The organism is Blastococcus sp. DSM 46786, assembly GCF_900109665.1.
Taxonomy (GTDB): domain Bacteria; phylum Actinomycetota; class Actinomycetes; order Mycobacteriales; family Geodermatophilaceae; genus Blastococcus; species Blastococcus carthaginiensis.
The window spans coordinates 37,595-60,373 of record NZ_FOAO01000019.1 but is presented as its reverse complement, the minus strand read 5'-3'; the positions used below and the strand labels follow the sequence as shown (position 1 = coordinate 60,373).

Below are 22,779 nucleotides of genomic sequence, written 5' to 3'. Positions count from 1 at the left end.
GCGCACCCCGGCCGCGCGTCCGCCGCACGTACTCTGGGCCGGGTGAGGCGGACGAGGGCGCGGAGCGCACCGCGCGCGGCCGCCGCGCTGCTCGCCGGCCTGCTGCTGGCCGGCTGCGGCGGTGGCGGCTACGAACCCGCCGGCCCCTTCCGCCCGCTGCCGGAGGGCCCTCCGCCGCAGGTCGGCCCGCCCACGGCGACCCTGCCGCCGCCCGCGGACCCCGCGCAGCCCGGCTCGGGCGAGGAGCAGGGCGACCCCAACGTGGTCGCCAGCGGGCTGAGCGTGCCCACCGGCCTGGTGCTGCTGCCCGACGGCTCGGCCGTCGTCGGCGAGCGGGACACCGGGCGGCTGCTGCAGGTCTTCCCCGACCGGTCGCCGGCCGTGGAGCTCATGACCGTGCCGGGGCTGGACACCAGCGGCGACGGCGGGCTCCTGGGGCTGGCGCTCTCCCCCACCTTCCTCGAGGACGGGCTGCTGTTCGCCTACATCACCACGGCGACCGACAACCGGGTGGTGCGCTTCCCGATCGGGGGGACGCCGAACCCGGTGCTCACCGGCATCCCGCGCGGCGAGACCGGCAACGGCGGCGCGCTGATGACCGGCGCCGACGGGCACCTCTACGTCGGCACCGGCGACACCGGGGACCCGGCGCTCGCGGCGGACCCGGAGTCGCTGGCCGGCAAGGTGCTGCGCATCGACGTCTTCGGGCGCGCGGTGCAGAGCCTCAGCCCGGTGTACAGCTGGGGATACCGCGACGTGACGGCGCTCTGCCAGGACGGGGAACGGCTGTACGCGACCGACGAGGCGCGCGAGGGCCCCGACGAGGTGGACATCGTCCAGGAGGACGGCCCGGGCGTCGCCCTGCTGACGGTCCCCGCCGAAGAGGGCGGGCTGGGCGGCTGCGCGGTGGCGAACGGCACGGTGTTCCTCGGCGCCCTGGACGGGCAGCGGGTGCACGTCATCACCCTCGACCAGAACGGCGTCCCGGTCGACGGCGCCGTCGACGAGGTGCTCGGCGGCCGGTACGGCCGGCTGCGCACCGTCGTCCTCGATGCCGAGGGCGCGCTCTGGGTGACCACGTCCAACCACGACGGCTTCGGCTCACCCGCCGAGGACGACGACAAGGTGCTGCGGATCCGCCCGCCCGGCGGTCAGCCGAACTCCCCGCTCTAGGGATCAGCGCACGAAGCGGTGGACGACGTGCTGCCGGGAGTCCACCGGGTTGTCCGAGGCTCAGCTCGCCGTCGGCGTACCAGGTGGCGCCCGCCCGCCGCAGCGCCCGCCAGGAGGCCTCGTCGGCCGCCACCACCGGCTGACCAGCGGCTCGGCGAGCCACCGCGCCAGCAGCGGCAGGTCGGCGCGCCGCAGCGGCCGCAGCTCGACCTCGGGCAGCTCCACGCCGCCGAGGATGCTAGGAGCCGATCAGCCGCTCCTCGAGCATCCGCTTCACGGTCGCAGCGTCGGCCTTGCCGCGGGTGGTCTTCATGACCGCGCCGACCAGCGCGCCGATCGCCTGCACCTTGCCGCCGCGCACCTTCTCCGCGACGTCGGGGTTGCCCTCGATGGCGGCATCGACCGCGGCGACGAGCTCGTCGGACTCGCCCATGACGGCCAGGCCGCGGGACTCGACGACCGCCGCCGGATCACCCTCGCCGGCGAGCACGCCGTCCAGGGCCTGCCGGGCGAGCTGGTCGTTGATGGTGCCGGCGGAGACCAGGCCGATCAGCTCCGCGACCTGCGCCGGGGTGACGGCCAGCTCGCCGAGGTCGGTGCTGGCGTCGTTGGCGCGACGGGCCAGCTCGCCCAGCCACCACTTGCGCGCGTCGGCCGGGTCGGCGCCGGCGGCGACGGTGTCGCTGACCAGCTCGACGGCGCCGGCGTTGACCAGCCAAGCCATCTCGGTCGGCGAGATGCCCCACTCGTCGCGGAGCCGGGCGCGGCGGGCCGCCGGGAGCTCGGGCAGGGCGGCCCGGAGCTTCTCGATCCACTCCTCGTCCGGCGCGAGCGGCACGAGGTCGGGCTCGGGGAAGTACCGGTAGTCGGTCGCCTCCTCCTTGCTGCGGCCCTCCGACGTGCTGCCGGTGTCCTCGTGGAAGTGCCGGGTCTCCTGCACCACGCGCTGACCGGCGTCCAGGACGACGGCCTGGCGGCGCATCTCGAAGCGCACCGAGCGTTCCACCGAGCGCAACGAGTTCACGTTCTTGGTCTCGGTGCGGGTGCCCCACTCCAGGCTGCCGATCGGCGCCAGCGAGGTGTTCACGTCCGAGCGCAGGTTGCCCTGCTCCATCCGGACCTCGGAGACGCCGAGCGCCAGCAGGATCTCCCGCAGCTCGGTGACGTAGGCCTTCGCGACCTCGGGCGCCTTGGCCCCGGTCCCCGGGATCGGGCGGGTCACGATCTCGACCAGCGGGATGCCGGCGCGGTTGTAGTCGACCAGCGAGTGGTCGGCGCCGTGGATGCGCCCGGTGGCACCACCGACGTGCAGGTTCTTGCCGGTGTCCTCCTCGATGTGCACCCGCTCGATCTCGACGCGGTAGGTCTCGCCGTCGACCTCGACGTCCAGGTGCCCGGCCGTGCACAGCGGCTCGTCGTACTGGCTGGTCTGGAAGCCCTTGGGGATGTCCGGGTAGAAGTAGTTCTTCCGCGCGAAGCGCGACCACGACGCGATCCGGCAGCCCAACGCCAGGCCGATGCGGATGGTCGACTCGATGGCGACGGCGTTGACCACGGGCAGCGACCCGGGCAACCCCAGGCAGACCGGGCAGGTCTGGGTGTTGGGCTCGGCGCCGAAGGTGGTCGAGCAACCGCAGAACATCTTCGACGCGGTGCCCAGCTCGACGTGGGTCTCCAGGCCGATGAGCGGCTCGTAGCGGGTCAGGACCTCGTCGTAGTCCACGAGGGTGTCGGTCATGAGGGGGCGTTCTCCTTCGAGCCGATCCCGGTCAGCAGCGCGCGCCCGCGGGCCGCGTCCTGCGCGGCCTCCAGCGCGGCCGCGACCCGGTAGCAGCGGTCGTCGGCCAGGGCCGGCGCCATGATCTGGAAGCCGACGGGCAGACCCTCGGAGAGCCCGCACGGCACCGAGATGGCCGGGATGCCCGCGAGGCTGGCCGGCAGCGTGCACAGGTCGGCGGCGTACATGGCGATCGGGTCGTCCACGCGGGCGCCGATCGACCAGGCCACCGTCGGGCTGGTCGGGCTGACCAGCACGTCGACGTCGTCCCAGGCGGTGGTGAAGTTGCGCGTGATCAGGGTGCGGACCTTCTGCGCCTGCCCGTAGTAGGCCTCGTAGTAGCCGCTGGACAGCGCGTAGGTGCCGAGGATGATGCGGCGCTTCACCTCGGGGCCGAAGCCCTGCTCGCGCGTCAGCGCCATGACCTCGTCGAGGTCGCGGCTGCCGTCGTCGCCGACCCGCAGGCCGTACCGGACGCCGTCGAAGCGGGCCAGGTTGGACGACGCCTCGCTCGGCGCGATCAGGTAGTAGGCCGGCAGCGCCAGGTCGAACGCCGGGCAGGAGACCTGCCGCACCTCGGCGCCCATGCCCTCCAGTAGCGCGACCGCCTCGGCGACGCGCGCCAGCACCCCGGGCTCGTACCCGTCGGTGTGGCCCTCCCCGCCCAGCTCGGTGACGACGCCGACCCGCAGGCCGGCCAGGTCGCCCCCGGCGCCGCGGCGGGCGGCCTCGGCCAGCACGGGCACCGGCGCGTCGATGCTCGTCGAGTCCAGCGGGTCGTGCCCGGCGATCGCCTCGTGCAGCAGCGCGGCGTCCAGCACCGTGCGCGTCATGGGGCCGGCCTGGTCGAGGCTGGAGGAGAACGCGATGAGCCCGTAGCGGGAGACCGAACCGTAGGTGGGCTTGTGGCCGACCAGGCCGGTGACGGCGGCGGGCTGGCGGATCGACCCGCCGGTGTCCGTGCCGATCGCCCACGGGGCGAGCCCGGCGGCGACCGCGGCCGAGGAGCCACCCGACGAACCGCCCGGGATGCGGTCGGTGTCCCAGGGGTTGCGGGTGACCCGGTAGGCGGAGTTCTCGGTGGAGGAGCCCATCGCGAACTCGTCCATGTTGGTCTTGCCGAGCAGCACCGTGCCGGCGGCCTTCAGCCGGGCGGCGAGGGTGGCGTCGTACGGCGGCCGCCAACCCTCCAGGATCTTCGAGCCGCTGGTCGTGGGCACGCCCTCGGTGACGACGACGTCCTTGAGCGCGAGCGGGACGCCGGCGAGCGGACCCAGCTCCTCGCCCCGCGCACGGGCGGCGTCGATCGCCTCCGCAGACTCCACCGCGGCCTCGGCGTCGACGTGCAGGTAGGCGCCGATCGTCTCGTCGGTCGCGGCGATGCGGTCGAGGTAGGCCCGGGTCACCTCGACCGAGCTGAGCTCACCGGCCCGCAGCGCCTCGCCGAGCGCGGCGGCGCTGGTGGTGGTGATGTCCGTGGCGGTCACGTCGCTCACGCCTCCTCCCCGAGGATCCGCGGCACCCGGAAGCGGTCGTCCTCCGCCGCCGGCGCGCCGTCGAGGACGACGTCGCGGGGCAGGCTGGGCCGGACGGCGTCGGGACGCATGACGTTGGTCATCGGCACCGCGTGCGTGGTGGGCGGCACGTCGGCGACGTCGGCCTTGCCGACCTGCGCGACGGCGTCCAGCACGGCGGCGAGCTGGCCGGCGAAGAGGTCCAGCTCCTCGTCGCTCACCGCGAGCCGGGACAGGTGCGCCAGGTGGGCCACCTCGTCGCGGGTCAGTTGGCCCTTCGGGGAGGGGGTGCTCATGCTGCGGTGGAACTCCACTTCGGCAGTGCCCGGCGGCCCGCTCTCGGCCCGGGACGTGACCGGGTCACTGTACGTGGAGGCCTCCCGGCCCTGGTCAGCGTGAGAGGCTCGCCCCGATCGCGATCGACGGAGATCGGCCCGAACCGGCGAGCACTCCCCCGGAGGAACCGTGTCCTACCTCCTACGCCTGGTGCTGCCCGACCGGCCGGGCATCCTCGGCGCCGTCGCCACGGCGCTCGGCACCGCGGGCATCGACATCGTCTCGCTGGACGTGCTCGAGCGCGGCAACGGCATCGCGGTGGACGACGTCGTCGTGGACCTGCCCGGCGACCGGTTGCCCGACAGCCTGATCACCGTCGCCCAGGCCGTGCCCGGGGTGCAGGTGGAGTCGCTGCGCCCTTTCGCCGGCCCGCTGGACACCCACCGGGAGCTCGACCTGCTGGACGCCCTGGCCCGCGGTGACCGCCCGCCGACCGTGCTGCTGACCAGTTCGCTGCCGCGGGTCTTCCACAGCGGGTGGGCGGTGGTCCTCGACGACGCGGGGCAGCCGGCCCCGCTGGACGAGGGTGCGGTGCTCGCCGCGTCGGAGGCCGCGCCCTCCTTCCCCGGCCTGACCCTGCCGTGGCTCCCGCTGACGGGGCCGCGGCTGCTGCCCAGCGACGAGCCGTGGCTGCCCGAGCGGTGGCAGGAGATGGCCATCGAGATGATGGCGGTGCCCTACGGAGCCGGCCGCGCGATCGTGCTGGGTCGTTCCGGCGGGCCGGCCTTCCGCCGGTCGGAGCTGCTCCGGCTGGCGCACGTCACCGGCATCGCGACGACGGTGGCGCACCTGCCCCCTGCCTGAGTACGGCTGATGAGGGTGCTGGCATGGGTCCATTTCGCAGGTGCTCAGGGCGCCGCGCGTTCGCGCAACCCGGGTCATGGCCGAGCAGAACCTCCCCTTCGGCACATCCGTGGTGGTGGAGGTCCCTCTCACGTGCCGTACACACGCCAGCCGAACGCCCTCGCCCGTCTGGCGCCGCCCGCCTGACGTCGCCGCCCCCGCCCCCGCCTCCGGCGAGCGGCTTCACCGCGACCGCCGCCACCCCGACCCTGACCTGGGCACATGCACGTCCCAACCGTTGCGGTGGTGATCATTCGAACGTATGATCGAATACATGGCGCAGGCGGCGGCACAGGAGGTGGCGGAGCCCGAAGTCGCGTCCGGCGGAGAGGTGCCGGGCACGTCGTCGGTCTCCCCACCGCCGGCCGGGTGGGCCACCGGTCCGCTCGGGGCCGTGCAGGCGGCCGACCGCGAGATCGCCCGTCAGACCGCCATCCGCGCCCGGGCGGTGGCCGAGTTCGCCGCCGCCCGTCCCGCGTCGGCTGACCGGCCGGCCGGTCAGCCGGGTGCGATGAGCGAGGCGCGCCGCGCCGCCCGGCCGGAGGTGCTGGCCGACGTCAGCGAATGGGCGGTGCAGGAGCTCGTCGTGGCGCTGTCCCTCTCCGCCCAGGCCGCCGAGCAGCTGCTCACCCGGTCGCTCACGCTGGTGCACCGACTCCCGGCGACGTTGGCCGCACTGGAGCGCGGGGAACTCCACCCGGGGCACCTCTGGCCGATGCTGGAGCGGGTGGCACCCATCGCCGATGCGGCGAAGCGGGCCGCCGTGGAGCGCGAACTGCTCGCATGGATGTCCGGCCGGGTGACCACCCCGGCGCAGCTCGGCGCCAAGGCGCGCCGGCTCGGCCTGGCCCGCGATGCGCACGACGTGGCCGCCCGGCTCGCGGCGTCGCTGCGCGAGCGAGGGGTCTCCGTCCGGTCCGATCGGCGCGAGGGCATGGCTGCCTTCGGCGCACTCCTCACGGTGCCCGAGGCGCAGGCGCTGCTCGATGCGCTCGGCCGGTACGCCGACGCGCTCGACGAGCCGGATGACTCCCGCACCCGCGGTCAGAAGATGGCCGACTGCCTGCTCGACCTGGTGCTGCGGCCGGAGGAGAACGACCTCCCCGCCGTGCAGGCGCAGCTGACCGTGGTGGCCGGGGTGCGGGCCCTGCTCGGTGGCGACCAGCCCGGCGAGATCGGCGGTGAGCCGGTGCCGGCCGAGGTCGTCCGCGCCCTCGCCCGCGCCTTGGGCCTGCTGCCCGGGGCGGCGCCGGATCCCGGCGAGGCCAGCACCACGAGCGCGCCCACTGCCGCTCCCCCGCCGACGGATGACCGCCCGGTCGATGCCTGGCCGGACGACGTCCGCCCCACCGATGCCTGGCCGGACGACGTCTGCCCCACCGAAGCTTGGCCGCTCCGCACCTGGCCTGCGGAATGGCGGGAGGCCAACGAGCGGTGGTGGGCGGAGGTCGAGACCCGCGCGCTCCGGGGCGAATGGGGCGGCGCGGACTACACCCCGGAGGACGAGCTGCTCCGGCGCTGGGCCGAGGAGGCACCCTTCGAGGCCTGGTTCGAGCGCGCCGGTGCCTTCGCCGACCTGGCGCAGCCCGCTGACCTCGATGCCGGCTCGGGACCAGGACGCGACCCCGGTCCTAGCTCCGGCTCAGAACGCGACCCCGATTCCAGCCCGGGTTCGGGCGACTCCGGCTTCCAACCCGAAACAGCACCCGATCACCGGCCCGCAGCGGACCCAGCTCCCAGGACGGGTCTCCGCAACGACGGCGACGGCGGCGACGGCGGCGACGACGACGACAGCGCCGCATCCGCTCGCTGGGCAACCGCACACGGGTCCCTGCAGGCTGCCGCGGATGCCCTGCTCTACATGAACCGGGCGATCGGTCACGCCCGCCGGACGGTGGACGACGCCCAGCGCGCCGACCGCGAGGACGAGAGCACCTGGCTGCGCAGCGCCGCCGGCCGGGTAACCGGTGCCCCGAGCGACCTGGAGGCGTGCGCCGCGGCCGAGGAGACCTGCCGGGCAGCCCTGGCCGCGCTGCTCGACGCCAGCGGCGGCGGGACGCTCGTCGACCGGCCACGGATCGCGGTGATCGACGAGCTCACCGGCGCGCTGCTCGCACTCACCGACAGCCGTGAGCTGCGCCGCCTGGCCCACTGCGACGACGCCGCCTGCCGCCGCGCGCCGGCCCGGTGCATGCACGACCTCACCGGCCGTCCGGGGCTCGGACCACCCGGCCCGACCGACGGGTACCGCCCCGGCGCCGCGCTCGACCGGTATCTCCGTACCCGCGACCGCCGCTGCCGCTTCCCCGGCTGCCGCCGGCGCGTGCCGCTCGGCGGGGAGCTCGACCACGACCGCCCCTGGCCCGAGGGGCCGACCAGTGCGGAGAACCTCACCGGTTTCTGCACCGGCCACCACCGGGGCAAGCACCAGGCGCCGGGGTGGCGGTACGAGTTGGCACCCGACGGGCGGCTGACCGTCACCACCCCGACCGGCCTGACCGCGACGACCACTCCCCCGCCGTTCTGACCGGTCGACCGCTGGCGCGGCCGACGGCAGGGCGCCACGATGCGGGCACGGTCGCCGAGGGCTACTGCTCGCTGCCGTCGCCGATGGTCGCGACCTCGCGGGCGGCATCCGGGCCCTGGTGGAGCAGCACGCGGAAGCCGTCGTCGTCGAGGATCGGCGCCTTCACCTGGACGGCCTTGTCGTACTTGCTGCCGGGGTCGGCGCCCACCACGACGAAGCCGGTCTTCTTCGACACCGAGCCGGTCACCTTGCCGCCCCGCTCCTGGATCGCCGCGATCGCCTGGTCGCGGCTGAAGTCGCGCAGCGAGCCGGTGACCACGACGGTGACGCCGGTGAGGGGACCGGGCGGCGCGTCCTCGGCCGCGTCGGCCATGCGCACGCCGGCCTGCCGCCACTTCTCCACGACGTCGCAGTGCCAGTCGACGGCGAACCAGTCGCGCACGGACCGCGCGATCGTCGGTCCGACCCCGTCGGCGGCGGCCAGCTCCTCCTCCGTCGCGGCCATGATCCGGTCCATCGAGCGGAAGTCACGGGCCAGCGCCTGCGCAGCGGTGGGGCCCACGTGCCGGATGGACAGCGCCACGAGCACCCGCCACAGCGGTACGTCGCGGCGGGCCTGCAGGTTGGTGAGCAGCTTGGCGCCGTTGGCCGACAGCGTGCCGTTCTTGCGCGTGAAGAACGCCGAGCGCTGCAGCTGCTCCTCGTCCAGGAAGAACAGGTCGCCCTCGTCGGTGAGCAGCCGGCTCTGCAGCAGCGCGACCGCCGCCTCGTACCCGAGGTTCTCGATGTCGAACGCCCCGCGCCCGGCCACGTGGAAGACCCGCTCCCGCAACTGCGCCGGGCAGGACCGCGCATTGGGGCAGCGGATGTCGGCGTCGCCCTCCTTCTCCGGCCGCAGCTCGGTGCCGCACTCCGGGCAGTGGGTCGGCATCACGAACTCGCGCTCGTCGCCCGTGCGGGCCGCGACCACCGGGCCGAGCACCTCGGGGATCACGTCACCCGCCTTCCGGATGACGACGGTGTCGCCGATCAGCACGCCCTTCCGCTTCACCTCGCTCGCGTTGTGCAGCGTGGCCAGCTGCACCGTCGAGCCGGCCACCTTCACCGGCTCCATGAACGCGAACGGCGTCACCCGGCCGGTGCGCCCCACGTTGACCCGGATGTCGACGAGCTTCGTCGTCGCCTCCTCCGGCGGGTACTTGAACGCGATCGCCCAGCGCGGCGCCCGGGAGGTCGAGCCCAGCCGCCGCTGCAGCGCCACCTGGTCGACCTTCACCACGACGCCGTCGATCTCGTGCTCCACCGAGTGCCGCTGCTCGCGGTAGCGCTCGATGTAGGCCCACACGCCCTCGAGGTCGGCCACGACCTCGAAGCGATCGCTCACCGGCAGGCCGAGCGCCCGCAGGCCCTCGTACGCGGCCGACTGGCGCTCCGGCTCGAACCCGGTGCGGGCGCCCAGGCCGTGGACCACCAGCCGCAGCGGGCGGGACGCGGTGACCTTCGGGTCCTTCTGGCGCAGCGAGCCGGCCGCGGCGTTGCGCGGGTTGGCGAACGGCGGCCGCCCCTGCTCCACCATGGCCGCGTTGACGTCGGCGAACGCCGCCACCGGGAAGTAGATCTCGCCGCGGACCTCGAGCAGCTCGGGCACGTCCTCCCCCATGAGCTGCTGAGGGACGTCGCGCATCGTGCGGACGTTCGCGGTGACGTCCTCCCCCGTCACGCCGTCGCCCCGGGTGGCGGCGCGGACCAGGCGGCCCTTCTCGTAGACCAGGTCCACGGCCACACCGTCGACCTTCAGCTCGCAGAGGTAGCCGCCCCCTGCCGCCCCCTCCCGCTCGGCCCGCGCCGCCCAGGCCGACAGCTCGTCGCTGCTGAAGGCGTTGTCGAGGCTCTGCATCCGCTCCAGGTGCTGCACCGGCGCGAAGGTGGCGGTGAAGCCGCCGTTGACCTTCTGGCTGGGCGAATCGGGCGTGACCAGCGCCGGGTGCGCGGCCTCGATCGTCTTCAGCTCGCCCATGAGCTCGTCGTACTGGCCGTCGCTGATCAGCGGCTCGTCGCGCACGTAGTAGGCGAACGCGTACCGGTCCAGCTCCTCGGAGAGGTCGCGGTGCCGGGTGCGCACGTCGTCGGGGACCTCGGTGAGGTCCTCGCGGTCGGCCACCGGGGTGACGGACGGTTCGACGAGGTCGGCGTCGGTGCTCACGGTCGAACGGTATCCGGCCGGTACGACGGCGAACCGGCGCTCACCCGGCCGGTGTCCGGGTCGTCAGCCGGGGAGCAGGTACTTCGCCGCCTCGCGCACCTGGCGCATCGCGGCGCGGGCGTAGGACGGCGAGGCCCCGGCCAGGCCGCACGCCGGGGTCAGGGTCACCGCGTCCGGCAGCCGGTCGGCGGCGAAACCGAGCTCGCGCCACCACGCCTGCACGCGCGTCGCCGTCGCCTTCGGCGCCGGCAGCGCGGCGTCGGTGCCGGGGACGACGCCGGGCAGCAGGTGCACGCCCGCGTCCACCGCCTCCCCCACCGCGTCGAGGTCCTGCACCAGGCCCAGGTCGAACGAGAGCCCGGCCGCACCGGCGGCGCGGAACAGCCCCAGCGGCATCCGCGGCGCGCAGCAGTGCACGACCACGGGGCCGGGCAGCGCCCGCACGACGGCGGCCAGCTCCTGCTCCAGGATGTCCTCGGCGACCGCCGGCAGCTTCCCGAACCCGCTGGCGGTCGGCAGCGCGCCCTGGAGGACGGCGGGCACCGACGGCTCGTCGAGCTGCACCACGATCCGCGCACCGGGCACCCGGGCCTGCACGGCCGTTACGTGCGCGACGAGCCCCTCGGCCAGCGACTGGCCCAGGTCGCGGCGGGCGCCCGGGTCCACGACCGCGCGGTCGCCCCGCGTGCGCTCGAGCCCCGCGGCGAGGGTCCACGGCCCGGCGGCCTGCAGCTTGAACGGCCCGGTCCAGTCCCCGGCGACGTCGTGCAGGGCGTCGAGGTCGCGGGCGAGGAACTCCTCGGCCCGCTGCTGGTCGATGCCGGGCCGCGGGACGAGCCGCCAGCCCGCCGGGGTCAGGTCGACGGCGAGGTCGACGAGCAGGGCGGCGGTGCGCCCGAGCATGTCGGCGCCGGCACCCCGACCGGGCAGCTCGGGGAGGTGCGCGAAGCCCGGCAGCTCGCCCACCACGGTGCGCACCGCCTCGGCCGGGTCGCTGCCCGGCAGCGAGCCCACCCCGCAGGCCGGACCCCACGGCACCCCGGCCGGCTCCGGCTCCTCGACGGGGGCGCTCACGCCGACGGCTCCCGGCCGGCCGTCGCGGCACGGTCACCGGTGGTCCGGATCGCGGCCTGCCCGAGGACCAGATCACCGCGCTCGGGGTCGGGGGCGTAGAGCACCGCGGACTGCCCGGCGGCCACCCCGCGCTGCTGCTCGTCGAGCAGGATCCGCAGCCCACCGGCCTCGTCGCCGGTCACCTCGCACGGGACGGGGGTGCCGTGCGCGCGCAGCTGCACCTCCGCCCGGAACGGCAGCTCCGGCGGCGCCCCGGTCCACGTGGGGGCGGCGGTGACGATGCGGCCCACCCCGGCGAGGTCGGCGGTGCCGATGGTCACCGTGCGGGTCACCGGCTCGATGCCCAGCACGTAGCGCGGCCGCGAGTCGCCGGCGGTGACCCCGAGCCCGCGCCGCTGGCCGACGGTGAACCCGTAGGCGCCCGCGTGCTCCCCCACCGTCGCGCCGGTGGCGGCGTCGACCACCGGGCCCGGCTGCTCGCCCAGCCGGCGGGCCAGGAAGCCGCGGGTGTCGCCGTCGGGGATGAAGCAGATGTCGTGCGAGTCGGCCTTGGTGGCCACCGCGAAACCGCGTTCGGCGGCGATCTCCCGCACCCGGTCCTTGGTCATCCCGCCGAGCGGGAACACCGCCGCCGCCAGCTGCTCGGCGGTGAGCACCCCGAGCACGTAGGACTGGTCCTTGGCGGCGTCGACCGACCGCCGCAGCTCGCCGTCGGCCAGCCGGGCGTGGTGCCCGGTGACGACGGCGTCGAAGCCCAGCGCCCGCGCCCGGTCGAGCACCGCGGAGAACTTGATCTTCTCGTTGCAGCGCAGGCAGGGGTTGGGGGTGCGCCCGGCGGCGTACTCGGCGACGAAGTCGTCGACGACGTCCTCGGTGAACCGCTCGGCCAGATCCCACACGTAGAAGGGGATGCCGAGCTCGTCCGCCACCCGGCGGGCGTCGTGCGCGTCCTCGACGCTGCAGCACCCGCGGGCGCCGCTGCGCAACGTCTGCCGGTCCGGGGAGAGCGCCAGGTGCACGCCGGTGACGTCGTGCCCGGCGTCGACGGCGAGGGCCGCGGCCACGGCGGAGTCCACACCGCCACTCATCGCGGCGAGGACCCTCACCGGCGCCCCGTCCCGGCCCGCCGGGCCCGCTCGACCACCGGTGCGACGACGTCGAGGAGAGCGTCGACGTCGGCGTCGGTGCTGGTGTGCCCGAGGCTGAACCGCAGCGAGCTGCGGGCCCGGTCGGGGTCGGCGCCGACGGCCAGCAGCACGTGGCTGGGCCGGGCCACCCCGGCGCTGCACGCCGAGCCGGTCGAGCACTCGATGCCCCGGGCGTCCAGCAGCATGAGCAGCGCGTCACCCTCGGCGCCGGGGAACGACAGGTGGGCGTTGCCGGGCAGCCGGCCGGGCCCGGAGCGCACGACGTCGTCGAGCGCCGGGCCGTTGAGCTGCGCGTCGGGCACCTGCTCGGCGACGCCGGCCACCAGCCGGTCGCGCAGCCTCGCCAGCTCGGCGGCCCGCTCGACGCGGCCGTGCACCGCCGCGTCCGCCGCCACCGCCAGCCCGACGATGGCGGCGACGTCGAGCGTGCCGGAGCGGACGTCGCGCTCCTGGCCGCCGCCGTGCAGCAGGGGGGTGCACTCGGCGTCGCGGCGCAGCAGGAGCGCGCCGGCGCCCATCGGGCCGCCCAGCTTGTGCCCGGTCATGGTGAGGGCGTCGACCCCGCTGGCGCCGAAGTCGACCAGCACCTGCCCGACCGCCTGCACCGCGTCGGTGTGGAACGGCACGCCGACGTCGTGCGCGGTGGCCGCGAGGGCGGCGACGTCGCTCACCGCGCCGATCTCGTTGTTGGCCCACATGACGCTGGCGACGGCGACGTCGCTGCCGTCGCCGAGCGCCTCGGCCAGCGCGCGCGGGGTCACCCGGCCCGAGGGCTCCACGGGCAGCCAGGTGACCTCGGCGCCCTCGTGCTTGGCCAGCCACTCGACGCTGTCCAGGACGGCGTGGTGCTCGGCCGGGCTGACGACGATCCGGCGACGGCGGGAGTCCGCCTCGCGCCGGGCCCAGAACAGCCCCTTGACCGCGAGGTTGTCGCTCTCGGTGCCGCCGCCGGTGAACAGCACCTCCGACGGCCGGGCGCCCAGCGCCTCGGCCAGCCGCTCGCGGGCCTGCTCCGCGGCGCGGCGCGCCGCCCGGCCGCTGGCGTGCAGCGACGAGGCGTTGCCCACGCGACCGAGCTGGCCGGTCATCGCGGCCAGCACCTCGGGCAGCATCGGCGTGGTCGCCGCGTGGTCGAGGTAGACCGGTTCCGAGTAGGTCATGACGCGCTCAATGTAGTCGCGGGCACGGCCGGGCCGGCCGTCGCCGCCGGAGGACCATCCGCCCGCGGGGCGAGCACCGCACCCGCGACCGCCACGGCCGAGAGCAGCACCACACCGGCCAGCACGGCCGCCGGGAGCGAGAGCGTGCCGGCCGCGGCCGCGGCGACGAGCACCCCGACCACGCCGATGCAGGCGGCGGCGCCGGTGACGTCGGCGATCTGGAAGGCCGCGGAGTCCTCGCCGCGGGTCGCGTCCGACGAGCGTTCGAGCAGCAGCACGCTGAGGCTCGGCATCCCCAGGCCCATGCCGAGCCCGGCGACGGCCCAGCTTGCGTAGGCCGGCCACCCGCCGACCCCGGGGACGGCGATGGCGGCGGTGGCCAGCAGCCCGGCGGTGAGCACCCCGAACCCGAGCCGCAGCAGCCGCACCCGCGACCAGTGCGGGTTGCGGCCCTGCAGCTGCGAGGCGGTGGCCCAGCCCAGGGCCCCGGCGGTGAGGGGGATCCCCGCCGCGGTGGCCGAGTAGCCGTGCAGCTCGGTGAGCGCCAGCGGCAGCAGGGCGTCCATGCCGAAGAAGGCGCCGGCCAGCAGCCCGCGGCCGGCGACCACCGCGGGCAGCCCCGGGCGGGCGACGGCGGTCCCGGGCGGCAGCAGCGGGCGCAGGCCGGCGACCAGGGCCAGCAACCCGGCGACGGCGATCCCGGCCGCCAGGAGGTCCAGGCGCTGGCCCGCGTACTGCAGGGCGCTGATGCCCACTCCGGCCAGCAGCGCCCACCAGCGGCGGGCGGAGGCGGGCGCCGCGGCTCCGGCGGGCCGGGGCAGCACGCGGACGGCGGGAAGCACCAGGCCGAGGCCCAGGAGGATCAGCGGCAGCAGGCCGAGGAAGACCAGCCGCCAGGTGAGGTGGGTAGTGAGCAGCCCGGCGACGACCGGGCCGACCAGCGCCGGCAGCACCCACGCGGCGGCGAACGCGCCGAACAGCCGCGGCCGCAGCCCCGGCGCGAACGCCTGCCCGGCCACCACGTACAGCGAGACGGCGATGACGCCGCCGCCGACACCCTGCAGCGCCCGGGCCGCGACGAACACGGCCATGTGCCCCGAGACGCCGGCGGCGAGCAGTCCCGCCGCGAACACCGCCACACCGGTCAGCAGCGCCACCCGGGACCCGCGGCGGTCACCGAGGTCGCCGCCGAGCACCATCCCGACCACCGAGGCGACGAGGAACGCGCTGAACGGCCACGCGTACCAGGCCAGCCCGTCCAGCTCGGCGACCGCGGTCGGCATCGCCGTCGCCACCGCCATCGCCTCGAAGGCGACGAAGGTGACCAGCATCAGCAGCCCGGCGGTGGTGAGCCGGTGCGCCCGGTCGAACAGCGCCGGGGGCGCTCCGGTGTCCACGCCGTGCCCAACCACCCGTGCCCCCGGCTGCTTCCCGTCACCGGACATGCGTCGAGGGCCGGCCCCTCACGGGAACCGGCCCTCGAGGGCAACGTGCTGGACCGGCCGCCCCGTCCAGAGGCTCACGCCGAGCGGAGCGAGGCGTGAGGGGGACGGGGTGTTTTATTTGCGGGCGTTGATCTGCTCGGTGGCGGCCGGCACGACCGTGTTCAGGTCACCGATGACCCCGAAGTCGGCCAGCTCGAAGATCGGCGCCTCGGGGTCCTTGTTGATGGCGACGATCGTCTTGCTGGTCTGCATGCCGGCGCGGTGCTGGATGGCACCGGAGATGCCGACGGCCACGTACAGCTGCGGGGAGACGGTCTTGCCGGTCTGCCCCACCTGGAAGCTGTGCGGGTAGAAGCCGGAGTCGACCGCGGCGCGCGAGGCACCGACGGCCGCACCGAGCGAGTCGGCCAGGCCCTCGATGATCGAGAAGTTCTCGGCGCTGGCCACACCGCGGCCACCGGAGACGACGATCGAGGCCTCGGTGAGCTCGGGACGGTTGCTCTTCTGCTCGACGACGCGCTCGACGACGCGGACCTGCTTGGCCGCGTCGCTCACCGCGACGTCCACGGTCTGCTCGGCACCGGCGGCCGGGGCCGGCTCGGGGGTGACCGAGTTGCCGCGGAGCGTGTAGATCGGGGTGCCGACCGTCACCTGCGAGTGCACGATGGTCGCCCCGGCGAACGCCGCCTGGGTGGCGGTGCCGTCGGAGGCGATCTCGGTGACGTCGGTGAGGAAGCCGCTGCCGGTCTTGATGGCCAGGCGGGCGGCGATCTCCTTGCCCTCCGGCGAGGAGGGGATGACGACGGCGGCGGGCGACTTCTCGCTCACCAGCTGCGCCAGCACCTCGGCCTTGGGGGCCACCAGGTAGGCCTCGACGTCCTCGGACTCGGCGACGTAGACGGTCGCGGCGCCGTACTCCGCGAGGACGTCCTTCACGCCGGCGGCCGTGCCCGGCGCACCGAGGACGACGGCCGACGGCTCACCGAGCGCGCGCGCCGCGGTCAGGGCTTCCAGGGTGGTCTTGCGGACGCCGCCACCGGCCGGGTTGAGCTCGGCAAGGACCAGGACCTCTGCCATGGGGTGTTCTCCTCTTCCTTCGATCCGGGCGGGGTCAGACGATCTTCTGGCCGGCGAGGTAGTCGACGAACTTCTGCGCGCCGTCGCCCTCGTCGGTCACCTTGACGCCCTCGCCCTTCGGCGGGCGGCCGGCGAAGTCGAGCACCTTGCTGGTGGCGCTGGCCAGGCCGACGCTGCCGGCGTCGACGCCCAGGTCGGCCAGGGTCTTGGTCTCCACCGGCTTCTTCTTCGCGGCCATGATCCCCTTGAACGAGGGGTAGCGCGGCTCGTTGATCGTGTCCCAGGTCGAGATGATCGCCGGGAGCGGGGCCTCGAGAGCCCAGAAGCCGCCGTCGGTCTGCCGCTCCACCTTCGCGGTGCCGCCCTCGATGGTGACCTTGCGGGCCCCGGAGAGCTGCGGGAGGCCGAGGCGCTCGGCGAGCAGGGCGGGCATGACCGACAGCTGCGCGTCGGTGGCCTCCGCGCCGCACATGACCAGGTCGTACTCCATCTGGCCCAGCGCCGCGGCGAGAACCGCGGAGGTCTGCACCGCGCACGAGCCGTGGATCGCGTCGTCGATGACGTGCACGGCCTTGTCGGCGCCCATGGACAGCGCCTTGCGGATGGCGTCGGTGGCGGACTCGGGGCCGACGGTCAGCACGGTGACCTCGCCGCCCTGCGCCTCCTTGAGGGTGAGCGCCTCCTCGATGGCGTACTCGTCCATCTCGTTGATCACGTTGTCGGCAGCCGCCCGGTCGACGGTGTTGTCGGCCGGGTCCAGCTTCCGCTCACTTCCCGAGTCCGGGACCTGCTTGACAAGAACGACGATGTTCATCGCGCTGAACCTTCCTCAGGACGCGTTCAGGATGCGGGCACGAGGCCCGCCTGGCTCTGATGATGGAGGCTACTGCGGGGTAACGCCGCCGCGGCACGAGGGGCGGGTGAGGCACATCACGCCGGAGTGACCGGTGGGGTCGCCCACTCCCCCGCCGCGGCGAACCGCTCGAGCGTCTCCTCGTGCGGCGCCAGGTCCAGCCCCTGGGCCGCCACCCAGTCGTCGGAGTAGTACGTGCGCGCGTACCGCTCGCCGCCGTCGCACAGCAGCGTCACGACGCTCCCGCGGCGGCCCGCGGCGACCATCTCGGCGACCAAGCCGAAGGCCCCCCACAGGTTGGTGCCCGTGGACCCGCCCGCCCGGCGCCCGGTCACCCGCTCCAGGTGCCGCATGGCCGCCAGCGAGGCGGCGTCCGGCACGCCGATCATCCGGTCGACGATCGTCGGGACGAACGAGGGCTCGACCCGCGGCCGGCCGATGCCCTCGATCCGCGACGGGGTCCCGGTGGTCCACGCGGGGTCGCCGGCCGCGTAACCGGGCAGGAAGGCGGAGTTCTCCGGGTCGACGACGGCCAGCCGGGTGGGGTGGCGGCGGTAGCGGATGTACCGGCCGATGGTGGCGCTCGTGCCTCCCGTGCCGGCGCCCACGACGACCCATTCGGGGACCGGGTGCCGCTCGGCGGCGAGCTGCTCGAAGATCGACTCGGCGATGTTGTTGTTGCCGCGCCAGTCGGTGGCCCGCTCCGCGTAGGTGAACTGGTCGAGGTAGTGGCCCCCGCAGTCGGCGGCCAGCCGGCGGGCCTCCTCGTAGATGTCGGGCGCCCGGTCGACGAAGTGGCACCGGCCGCCGTGGAACTCGATGAGCGCGATCTTCTCCGGGCTGGTGGAGCGCGGCATCACCGCGACGAAGGGCAGGCCGAGCATGCGGGCGAAGTAGGCCTCGCTCACCGCCGTCGACCCGCTGGAGGCCTCGACGACCGTGCTGCCCTCGGTGATCTGCCCGGAGCAGAGCCCGTACAGGAACAGCGACCGGGCCAGCCGGTGCTTGAGGCTGCCGGTGGGGTGGGTCGACTCGTCCTTCAGGTAGAGGTCGACGCCCCACTCGGGCGGCAGCGGGTAGACCAGCAGGTGCGTGTCAGCGCTCCGCCGCGCGTCGGCCTCGACGACGGCGACCGCCCGGTCGACCCAGGCCCGGCCGCCGGGGTCGGACCGGTCGACGACGTCGTCCACGCCGGTTCAGCGGCCGCTGAACTCGGCCTTGCCCGGGCCGCTCTCCAGGAACGAGCGCATCCCGGACTGCTGGTCCTCGGTGTCGAACAGCTCGGTGAACAGCCGGCTCTCCAGGTCCAGCCCCTGGTCCAGGGGCAGGTCCAGCCCCTCGTCGATCGCCCGCTTCGCGGCGGCCAGGGCCAGCGGCGGGCCGGCGGCGAGCTTGCGCGCCATGGCCAGCGCGGTGTCGTAGACCTCGGCGTCGGGGACGACGGCGTCGGCCAGCCCCATCTCCAGGGCCTCCTCCGCGCCGACGTGCCGGCCGGTGAAGACCAGGTCCTTGGCCCGGGCCGGGCCGACCAGCCGGGCCAGCCGCTGGGTGCCGCCGGCGCCCGGGATGATGCCGAGCAGGATCTCGGGCTGGCCGACCTTCGCGCCCGCGCCGAGCACCCGGAAGTCCGCGCACAGCGCCAGCTCGTAGCCACCGCCCAGCGCGTAGCCGGTGACCGCGGCGATGACCGGCTTCGGGATCTGCGCCACCGCGCGAAAGGAGTTCTGCAGCTCGCGGCCCCAGGCCTCCATCGACCGCCCGTCCAGCTGCGACATCGTCTTGATGTCGGCGCCCGCGGCGAAGACCCGCTCGCCGCCGTAGAGCACGACGGCGCGCACGTCGGCCCGCTCCCCGGCTTCGAGCGCCGCGGCCCTGACCTCCCTGTGCAGCTGCTCGTCGATCGCGTTCATCTTCGGCCGGTCGAGGCGGATGGTGCCCACCGCGTCGGCCACCTGCAGGGTCACGAACTCGGGCGTCGATGCCATGGACGGCACCCTAGCGAGCCCGGCGAGCGGTGAAGCGGCCATCGGTGCGGCTGAGCTCGAGCGGGAGCCCGAAGGTGTCGGAGAGGTGCCCGGCGGTGAGGACGTCGTCGGCCGCGCCGGAGGCCACGACCTCCCCCTCCCGCAGCAGCAGCGCGTGGGTGTAGCCCGGCGGGATCTCCTCGACGTGGTGGGTGACCAGTACCTGCGCGGGCGCGTAGTGGTACCGCGCCAGGTCCGACAGCCGGGCCACGAGGTCCTCGCGCCCCCCGAGGTCGAGGCCCGCACCGGGCTCGTCGAGCAGCAGCAGCTCGGGATCGGGCATCAGCGCACGGGCGATCTGGGTGCGCTTGCGCTCCCCCTCGCTGAGCGTGCCGAACGGCCGGTGCGCGTACTGGGCCACGCCCCACTGCGCCATGAGCAGCCCGGCCCGGGTCAGGTCGTGGACGTCGTAGCGCTCCCGCCACCGGCCGACGACGGCGTAGCCGGCCGAGACGACGATGTCGCCGGTCTTCTCCGACGGCGCGATCCGCTGGGCGAGCGAGGCGCTGGTCAGCCCGATGCGGGGCCGCAGCTCGAAGACGTCGACGGCGCCGAGCGTCTCGCCCAGCAGCCGCACCTCGCCCCGCGTCGGGTGCAGCTGCGCGGCGGCCAACTGCAGGAGCGTGGTCTTCCCCGCCCCGTTGGGGCCGAGGACGACCCAGCGGTGGTCCTCCTCCACCACCCAGTCGACGCCGCGGAGCAGGTGGTTCTCGCCCCGCACGACGTCGACCCCGGTCATCCGTACGACCGCCCCCGCGAGGGCGTCAGCATTCGGCACGCCCCCATCCAACCAACCCTCGCGCCGGTCGGTGCGCCCGCTGCGGGCGGGGACCAGGCACGATCGCCCGGTGACCGAACACGCAGCGGCCGGACACCTGCTCCCCGACGTGCTGCCCGGCGCACCCGCACCCCTCGGTGCGGTGTGGGACGGCCGCGGGACGAACTTCGCGCTGTGGTCGGCCGGCGCCTCCGCCGTGGACCTGTGCCTGTTCGACCCCGACGGCACCGAGCACCGGCACCGCCTGGAGGAGACCACCCACCAGATCTGGCACGGCCGGCTCCCGGGCGTCGGCCCGGGGCAGCGCTACGGCTACCGGGTGCACGGCGGCTACGACCCGTCGTCCGGTTCCCGCTACAACCCGGCCAAGCTGCTGCTCGACCCCTACGCGCGGGCCGTCGACGGCGGGCTGCGGCTGCACACCGCGCTGTTCGGGCACCCCTTCGAGCACCCCGACTCCGCCGTCCCCGACGACCAGGACTCCGCGCCGCACGTGCCCCGCGGCGTCGTCGTCCACGACCCCTTCCCCTGGGACGGCGACCGCCCGCTGCGGCGCTCCTGGTCGGACACCGTCATCTACGAGGTGCACGTCAAGGGCGCGACCGCCCGGCACCCGGGCGTGCCGCCGCACCTGCGCGGCACCTACGCCGGCCTCGCCCACCCGGCGTTCGTCGAGCACCTGCTCGCGCTCGGCGTGACGGCGGTGGAGCTCCTGCCGGTGCACCACTTCGTCAGCGAGCCGCACCTGCTGCGCCGCGGGCTGACCAACTACTGGGGCTACAACACGCTCGGCTACTTCGCGCCGCACGCCGCCTACAGCGCCGCGGGCAGCGGTGGCCAGCAGGTCACCGAGTTCAAGACGATGGTGAAGGAGCTGCACGCCGCCGGGATCGAGGTGATCCTCGACGTCGTCTACAACCACACGGCCGAGGGCGACCACACCGGGCCCACGCTGTCGTTCAAGGGCATCGACAACCCGGGCTACTACCGGCTCGACGGCGGCAACCCCGCCCGCTACACCGACTACACCGGCTGCGGGAACACCCTCGACGTGCGCCGGCCGGCGGTGCTCGGCCTGCTCATGGACTCGCTGCGCTACTGGGTGACCGAGATGCACGTCGACGGCTTCCGCTTCGACCTCGCCTCGGCACTCGCCCGGTCGATGCACGACGTCGACCGGCTGTCGGCGTTCTTCGACGTCGTGCACCAGGACCCGGTGGTCAGCCAGGTGAAGCTGATCGCCGAGCCGTGGGACGTCGGCCCCGGCGGCTACCAGGTCGGCAACTTCCCACCCCCGTGGACGGAGTGGAACGGCAAGTACCGCGACACCGTGCGGGACGTGTGGTCCGGCGCCCACGTCGGCGTGCGCGACCTCGCCTACCGGCTGACCGGCTCCTCGGACCTCTACCGCTCCGACGGCCGCCGCCCGTTCGCCAGCATCAACTTCGTCACCGCGCACGACGGCTTCCCGCTCGCCGACCTGGTCACCTACGAGCGCAAACGCAACGAGGCCAACGGCGAGGAGAACCGGGACGGCGAGAGCCACAACCGGAACTGGAACTGCGGCGTCGAGGGGCCGACCGACGACCCCGAGGTGCTCGCCCTGCGCGCCCGCCAGGTGCGCAACCTGCTGGCCACCCTGCTGCTCTCCACCGGGGTGCCGATGCTCACCGCCGGTGACGAGCTCGGCCGCACGCAGGGCGGCAACAACAACGCCTACTGCCAGGACAACGAGATCTCCTGGCTGGACTGGGCGGCCGCCCACGAGGACCTGCTCGCCTTCGTCACCCGGCTGGTCCGGCTGCGGCGCGGCGCCCCGGTGCTGCGGCAGGAGGCGTTCTTCGAGGGCCACGAGCTGGCGGGCACCGAGGGCACCCGCGACCTCGCCTGGTTCGCGCCGGGCGGCGGCCAGCTCACCACCGCGGACTGGTTCGACACCGGACTGCAGACCGTCGGCATGTACCTCGACGGCCGCGGCATCCGGCACCGCGACGAGCACGGCCACCCGGTGGTCGACGACTCCTACCTGGTGCAGCTGCACGCGGGGCCCGACCCGGTGACCGTCGAGCTGCCCGGCCCGCCATGGGCGGACGGCTACGAGCTGGTGCTCTCGACGGAGTACGCCCGCGGCGCCCCCCCGGCGCTCACGTTCCTGCCACCGGGGCCGGTGGAGCTGCCCGGCCGGTGTGTCTGGTTGCTGCGGGTCGAGCGCCGCCCCTGACGGTCAGCTCCGGTCGAGACGCAGCGGGTGGTCGTGCCCGGGCCCGTACGACCAGCCGCGCAGGTCCTCGTCCGCCTCGTCCACGACCTGCAGGACGTCGGTGAGCGCGTTAACCCCGATGCCGCTGCCGGCGCCGTCCGCGACCACCGACAGGGGCCCGGACCCGTCCGGCGAGTCGTCCAGGTAGTCGACCAGGAGCGCGTCCTCGACCCCGTCGTCATCCCGGACGTCCCGCAGGCGCACCAGCGAGCCCGGTCGCGGCGACCCGGTCGGCACCGGCCCGGTCGGCGCGGCGAACACCCAGTGCACCGTGGCGCCGTGGGCGCCGTACTCCAGCGTCTCGCCGGGGTACCAGACCACCCACGTCGGTCCCGTGATCTCCCGGCGCCGCCCGTCGGCGTCGCGCACCCACATGCGGCCCGACAGGAGGACCAGCAGCACCTTCTGCGACGACCGGCGGGCTGTCACCGGGAGCCGGGTCGGCGAGCTGAGGGCGAGGTCGTCGGCGAAGGCTTCGATGTGCACGGGCGCATCCCACCTCACGCCGGCCGGAGCCGTCGAGAGAGCCGGGAGACGTCGTAGAACGCCGGCGGCCCAGAACCTCAGAGGTTCTGGGCCACCGGCGT

Annotated in this window: 19 protein-coding genes; 4 read left to right on the top strand and 15 right to left on the bottom strand. The window is 74.7% G+C overall.

What is annotated here, in order from left to right; all coding sequences use genetic code 11:
- Nucleotides 1-42 precede the first annotated feature (42 nt).
- A complete protein-coding gene (locus tag BMW62_RS16910) occupies nucleotides 43-1,173 on the top strand; it encodes a PQQ-dependent sugar dehydrogenase (RefSeq protein WP_091933232.1) in 1,131 nt (376 codons plus the stop codon).
- A gap of 60 nt (nucleotides 1,174-1,233) precedes the next feature.
- Here BMW62_RS16910 and BMW62_RS22765 read toward each other — a convergent pair whose 3' ends face one another.
- The 4 genes from BMW62_RS22765 to gatC are packed head-to-tail and all read right to left on the bottom strand — an operon-like array spanning nucleotide 1,234 to nucleotide 4,760.
- Nucleotides 1,234-1,398, bottom strand: coding sequence for a GNAT family N-acetyltransferase (locus BMW62_RS22765; protein WP_170852440.1), 165 nt, complete (start codon nucleotides 1,396-1,398; stop codon nucleotides 1,234-1,236).
- A 13-nt stretch (nucleotides 1,399-1,411) separates the two neighbouring features.
- The gene (gatB, locus tag BMW62_RS16905) at nucleotides 1,412-2,911 is read right to left on the bottom strand and encodes an Asp-tRNA(Asn)/Glu-tRNA(Gln) amidotransferase subunit GatB (protein ID WP_091933231.1); all 1,500 of its coding nucleotides are present in this window, start codon (nucleotides 2,909-2,911) and stop codon (nucleotides 1,412-1,414) included.
- Nucleotides 2,908-4,437 carry an Asp-tRNA(Asn)/Glu-tRNA(Gln) amidotransferase subunit GatA gene (gene gatA, locus BMW62_RS16900; RefSeq protein ID WP_091933351.1) on the bottom strand — a complete coding sequence of 510 codons (1,530 nt, stop codon included), beginning with the start codon at nucleotides 4,435-4,437 and terminating at the stop codon, nucleotides 2,908-2,910. Before gatA ends, gatB begins: the two co-directional genes overlap by 4 nt.
- 5 nt (nucleotides 4,438-4,442) lie before the next feature.
- Complete coding sequence (gene gatC / locus BMW62_RS16895) at nucleotides 4,443-4,760, bottom strand: Asp-tRNA(Asn)/Glu-tRNA(Gln) amidotransferase subunit GatC (protein ID WP_091933348.1); 318 nt, start codon at nucleotides 4,758-4,760, stop codon at nucleotides 4,443-4,445.
- A 169-nt stretch (nucleotides 4,761-4,929) separates the two neighbouring features.
- Between gatC and BMW62_RS16890 the strand changes: the two genes are divergently transcribed.
- A complete protein-coding gene (locus tag BMW62_RS16890) occupies nucleotides 4,930-5,604 on the top strand; it encodes an ACT domain-containing protein (RefSeq protein ID WP_091933229.1) in 675 nt (224 codons plus the stop codon).
- Between the two features lie 301 nt (nucleotides 5,605-5,905).
- Entirely contained in the window at nucleotides 5,906-8,170 is a 2,265-nt protein-coding gene (locus BMW62_RS16885) for an HNH endonuclease signature motif containing protein (protein WP_244524106.1), read from the top strand.
- A gap of 61 nt (nucleotides 8,171-8,231) precedes the next feature.
- On the opposite strand, the gene ligA is transcribed toward BMW62_RS16885, so the two are convergent.
- The 10 genes from ligA to BMW62_RS16835 form a co-directional block, all read right to left on the bottom strand.
- Nucleotides 8,232-10,373, bottom strand: a complete 2,142-nt coding sequence (ligA, locus tag BMW62_RS16880; RefSeq protein WP_091933227.1) for an NAD-dependent DNA ligase LigA — start codon at nucleotides 10,371-10,373, stop codon at nucleotides 8,232-8,234.
- Between the two features lie 63 nt (nucleotides 10,374-10,436).
- Entirely contained in the window at nucleotides 10,437-11,447 is a 1,011-nt protein-coding gene (locus BMW62_RS16875) for a methionine synthase (RefSeq protein ID WP_091933225.1), read from the bottom strand.
- Nucleotides 11,444-12,553, bottom strand: coding sequence for a tRNA 2-thiouridine(34) synthase MnmA (gene mnmA, locus BMW62_RS16870; RefSeq protein WP_091933223.1), 1,110 nt, complete (start codon nucleotides 12,551-12,553; stop codon nucleotides 11,444-11,446). The genes BMW62_RS16875 and mnmA overlap by 4 nt, the downstream gene beginning before the upstream one ends.
- Nucleotides 12,550-13,755, bottom strand: a complete 1,206-nt coding sequence (locus BMW62_RS16865) for a cysteine desulfurase family protein (protein ID WP_091933220.1) — start codon at nucleotides 13,753-13,755, stop codon at nucleotides 12,550-12,552. The genes mnmA and BMW62_RS16865 overlap by 4 nt, the downstream gene beginning before the upstream one ends.
- Nucleotides 13,752-15,152: an MFS transporter gene (locus tag BMW62_RS16860; RefSeq protein ID WP_244524104.1), complete on the bottom strand. Its 1,401-nt coding sequence runs from the start codon at nucleotides 15,150-15,152 to the stop codon at nucleotides 13,752-13,754. Before BMW62_RS16860 ends, BMW62_RS16865 begins: the two co-directional genes overlap by 4 nt.
- 162 nt (nucleotides 15,153-15,314) lie before the next feature.
- Nucleotides 15,315-16,277, bottom strand: coding sequence for an electron transfer flavoprotein subunit alpha/FixB family protein (locus tag BMW62_RS16855; protein WP_091933214.1), 963 nt, complete (start codon nucleotides 16,275-16,277; stop codon nucleotides 15,315-15,317).
- A gap of 34 nt (nucleotides 16,278-16,311) precedes the next feature.
- Complete coding sequence (locus tag BMW62_RS16850; RefSeq protein WP_091933211.1) at nucleotides 16,312-17,091, bottom strand: electron transfer flavoprotein subunit beta/FixA family protein; 780 nt, start codon at nucleotides 17,089-17,091, stop codon at nucleotides 16,312-16,314.
- A 116-nt stretch (nucleotides 17,092-17,207) separates the two neighbouring features.
- Nucleotides 17,208-18,320: an L-cysteine desulfhydrase Cds1 gene (locus BMW62_RS16845; RefSeq protein ID WP_091933208.1), complete on the bottom strand. Its 1,113-nt coding sequence runs from the start codon at nucleotides 18,318-18,320 to the stop codon at nucleotides 17,208-17,210.
- Nucleotides 18,321-18,326: 6 nt separating this feature from the next.
- Nucleotides 18,327-19,115: an enoyl-CoA hydratase/isomerase family protein gene (locus BMW62_RS16840; RefSeq protein ID WP_091933343.1), complete on the bottom strand. Its 789-nt coding sequence runs from the start codon at nucleotides 19,113-19,115 to the stop codon at nucleotides 18,327-18,329.
- A gap of 10 nt (nucleotides 19,116-19,125) precedes the next feature.
- Nucleotides 19,126-19,932: an ABC transporter ATP-binding protein gene (locus tag BMW62_RS16835; RefSeq protein ID WP_244524103.1), complete on the bottom strand. Its 807-nt coding sequence runs from the start codon at nucleotides 19,930-19,932 to the stop codon at nucleotides 19,126-19,128.
- Between the two features lie 70 nt (nucleotides 19,933-20,002).
- Between BMW62_RS16835 and glgX the strand changes: the two genes are divergently transcribed.
- Nucleotides 20,003-22,153: a glycogen debranching protein GlgX gene (glgX, locus tag BMW62_RS16830; protein WP_091933203.1), complete on the top strand. Its 2,151-nt coding sequence runs from the start codon at nucleotides 20,003-20,005 to the stop codon at nucleotides 22,151-22,153.
- 3 nt (nucleotides 22,154-22,156) lie between these two features.
- Here the strand turns inward: glgX and BMW62_RS16825 are convergent, their stop codons facing one another.
- Nucleotides 22,157-22,678, bottom strand: coding sequence for a hypothetical protein (locus BMW62_RS16825; RefSeq protein ID WP_091933200.1), 522 nt, complete (start codon nucleotides 22,676-22,678; stop codon nucleotides 22,157-22,159).
- Between the last annotated feature and the right edge of the window lie 101 nt (nucleotides 22,679-22,779).

Coding starts and splice junctions, on each gene's coding strand:
- BMW62_RS16885 (WP_244524106.1), top strand. CDS start 5,906: ATGATCGAATACATGGCGCAGGCGGCGGCACAGGAGGTGGCGGAGCCC.
- gatC (WP_091933348.1), bottom strand. CDS start 4,760: ATGAGCACCCCCTCCCCGAAGGGCCAACTGACCCGCGACGAGGTGGCC.
- BMW62_RS16840 (WP_091933343.1), bottom strand. CDS start 19,115: ATGGCATCGACGCCCGAGTTCGTGACCCTGCAGGTGGCCGACGCGGTG.
- BMW62_RS16855 (WP_091933214.1), bottom strand. CDS start 16,277: ATGGCAGAGGTCCTGGTCCTTGCCGAGCTCAACCCGGCCGGTGGCGGC.
- BMW62_RS16865 (WP_091933220.1), bottom strand. CDS start 13,755: ATGACCTACTCGGAACCGGTCTACCTCGACCACGCGGCGACCACGCCG.
- BMW62_RS16850 (WP_091933211.1), bottom strand. CDS start 17,091: ATGAACATCGTCGTTCTTGTCAAGCAGGTCCCGGACTCGGGAAGTGAG.
- gatB (WP_091933231.1), bottom strand. CDS start 2,911: ATGACCGACACCCTCGTGGACTACGACGAGGTCCTGACCCGCTACGAG.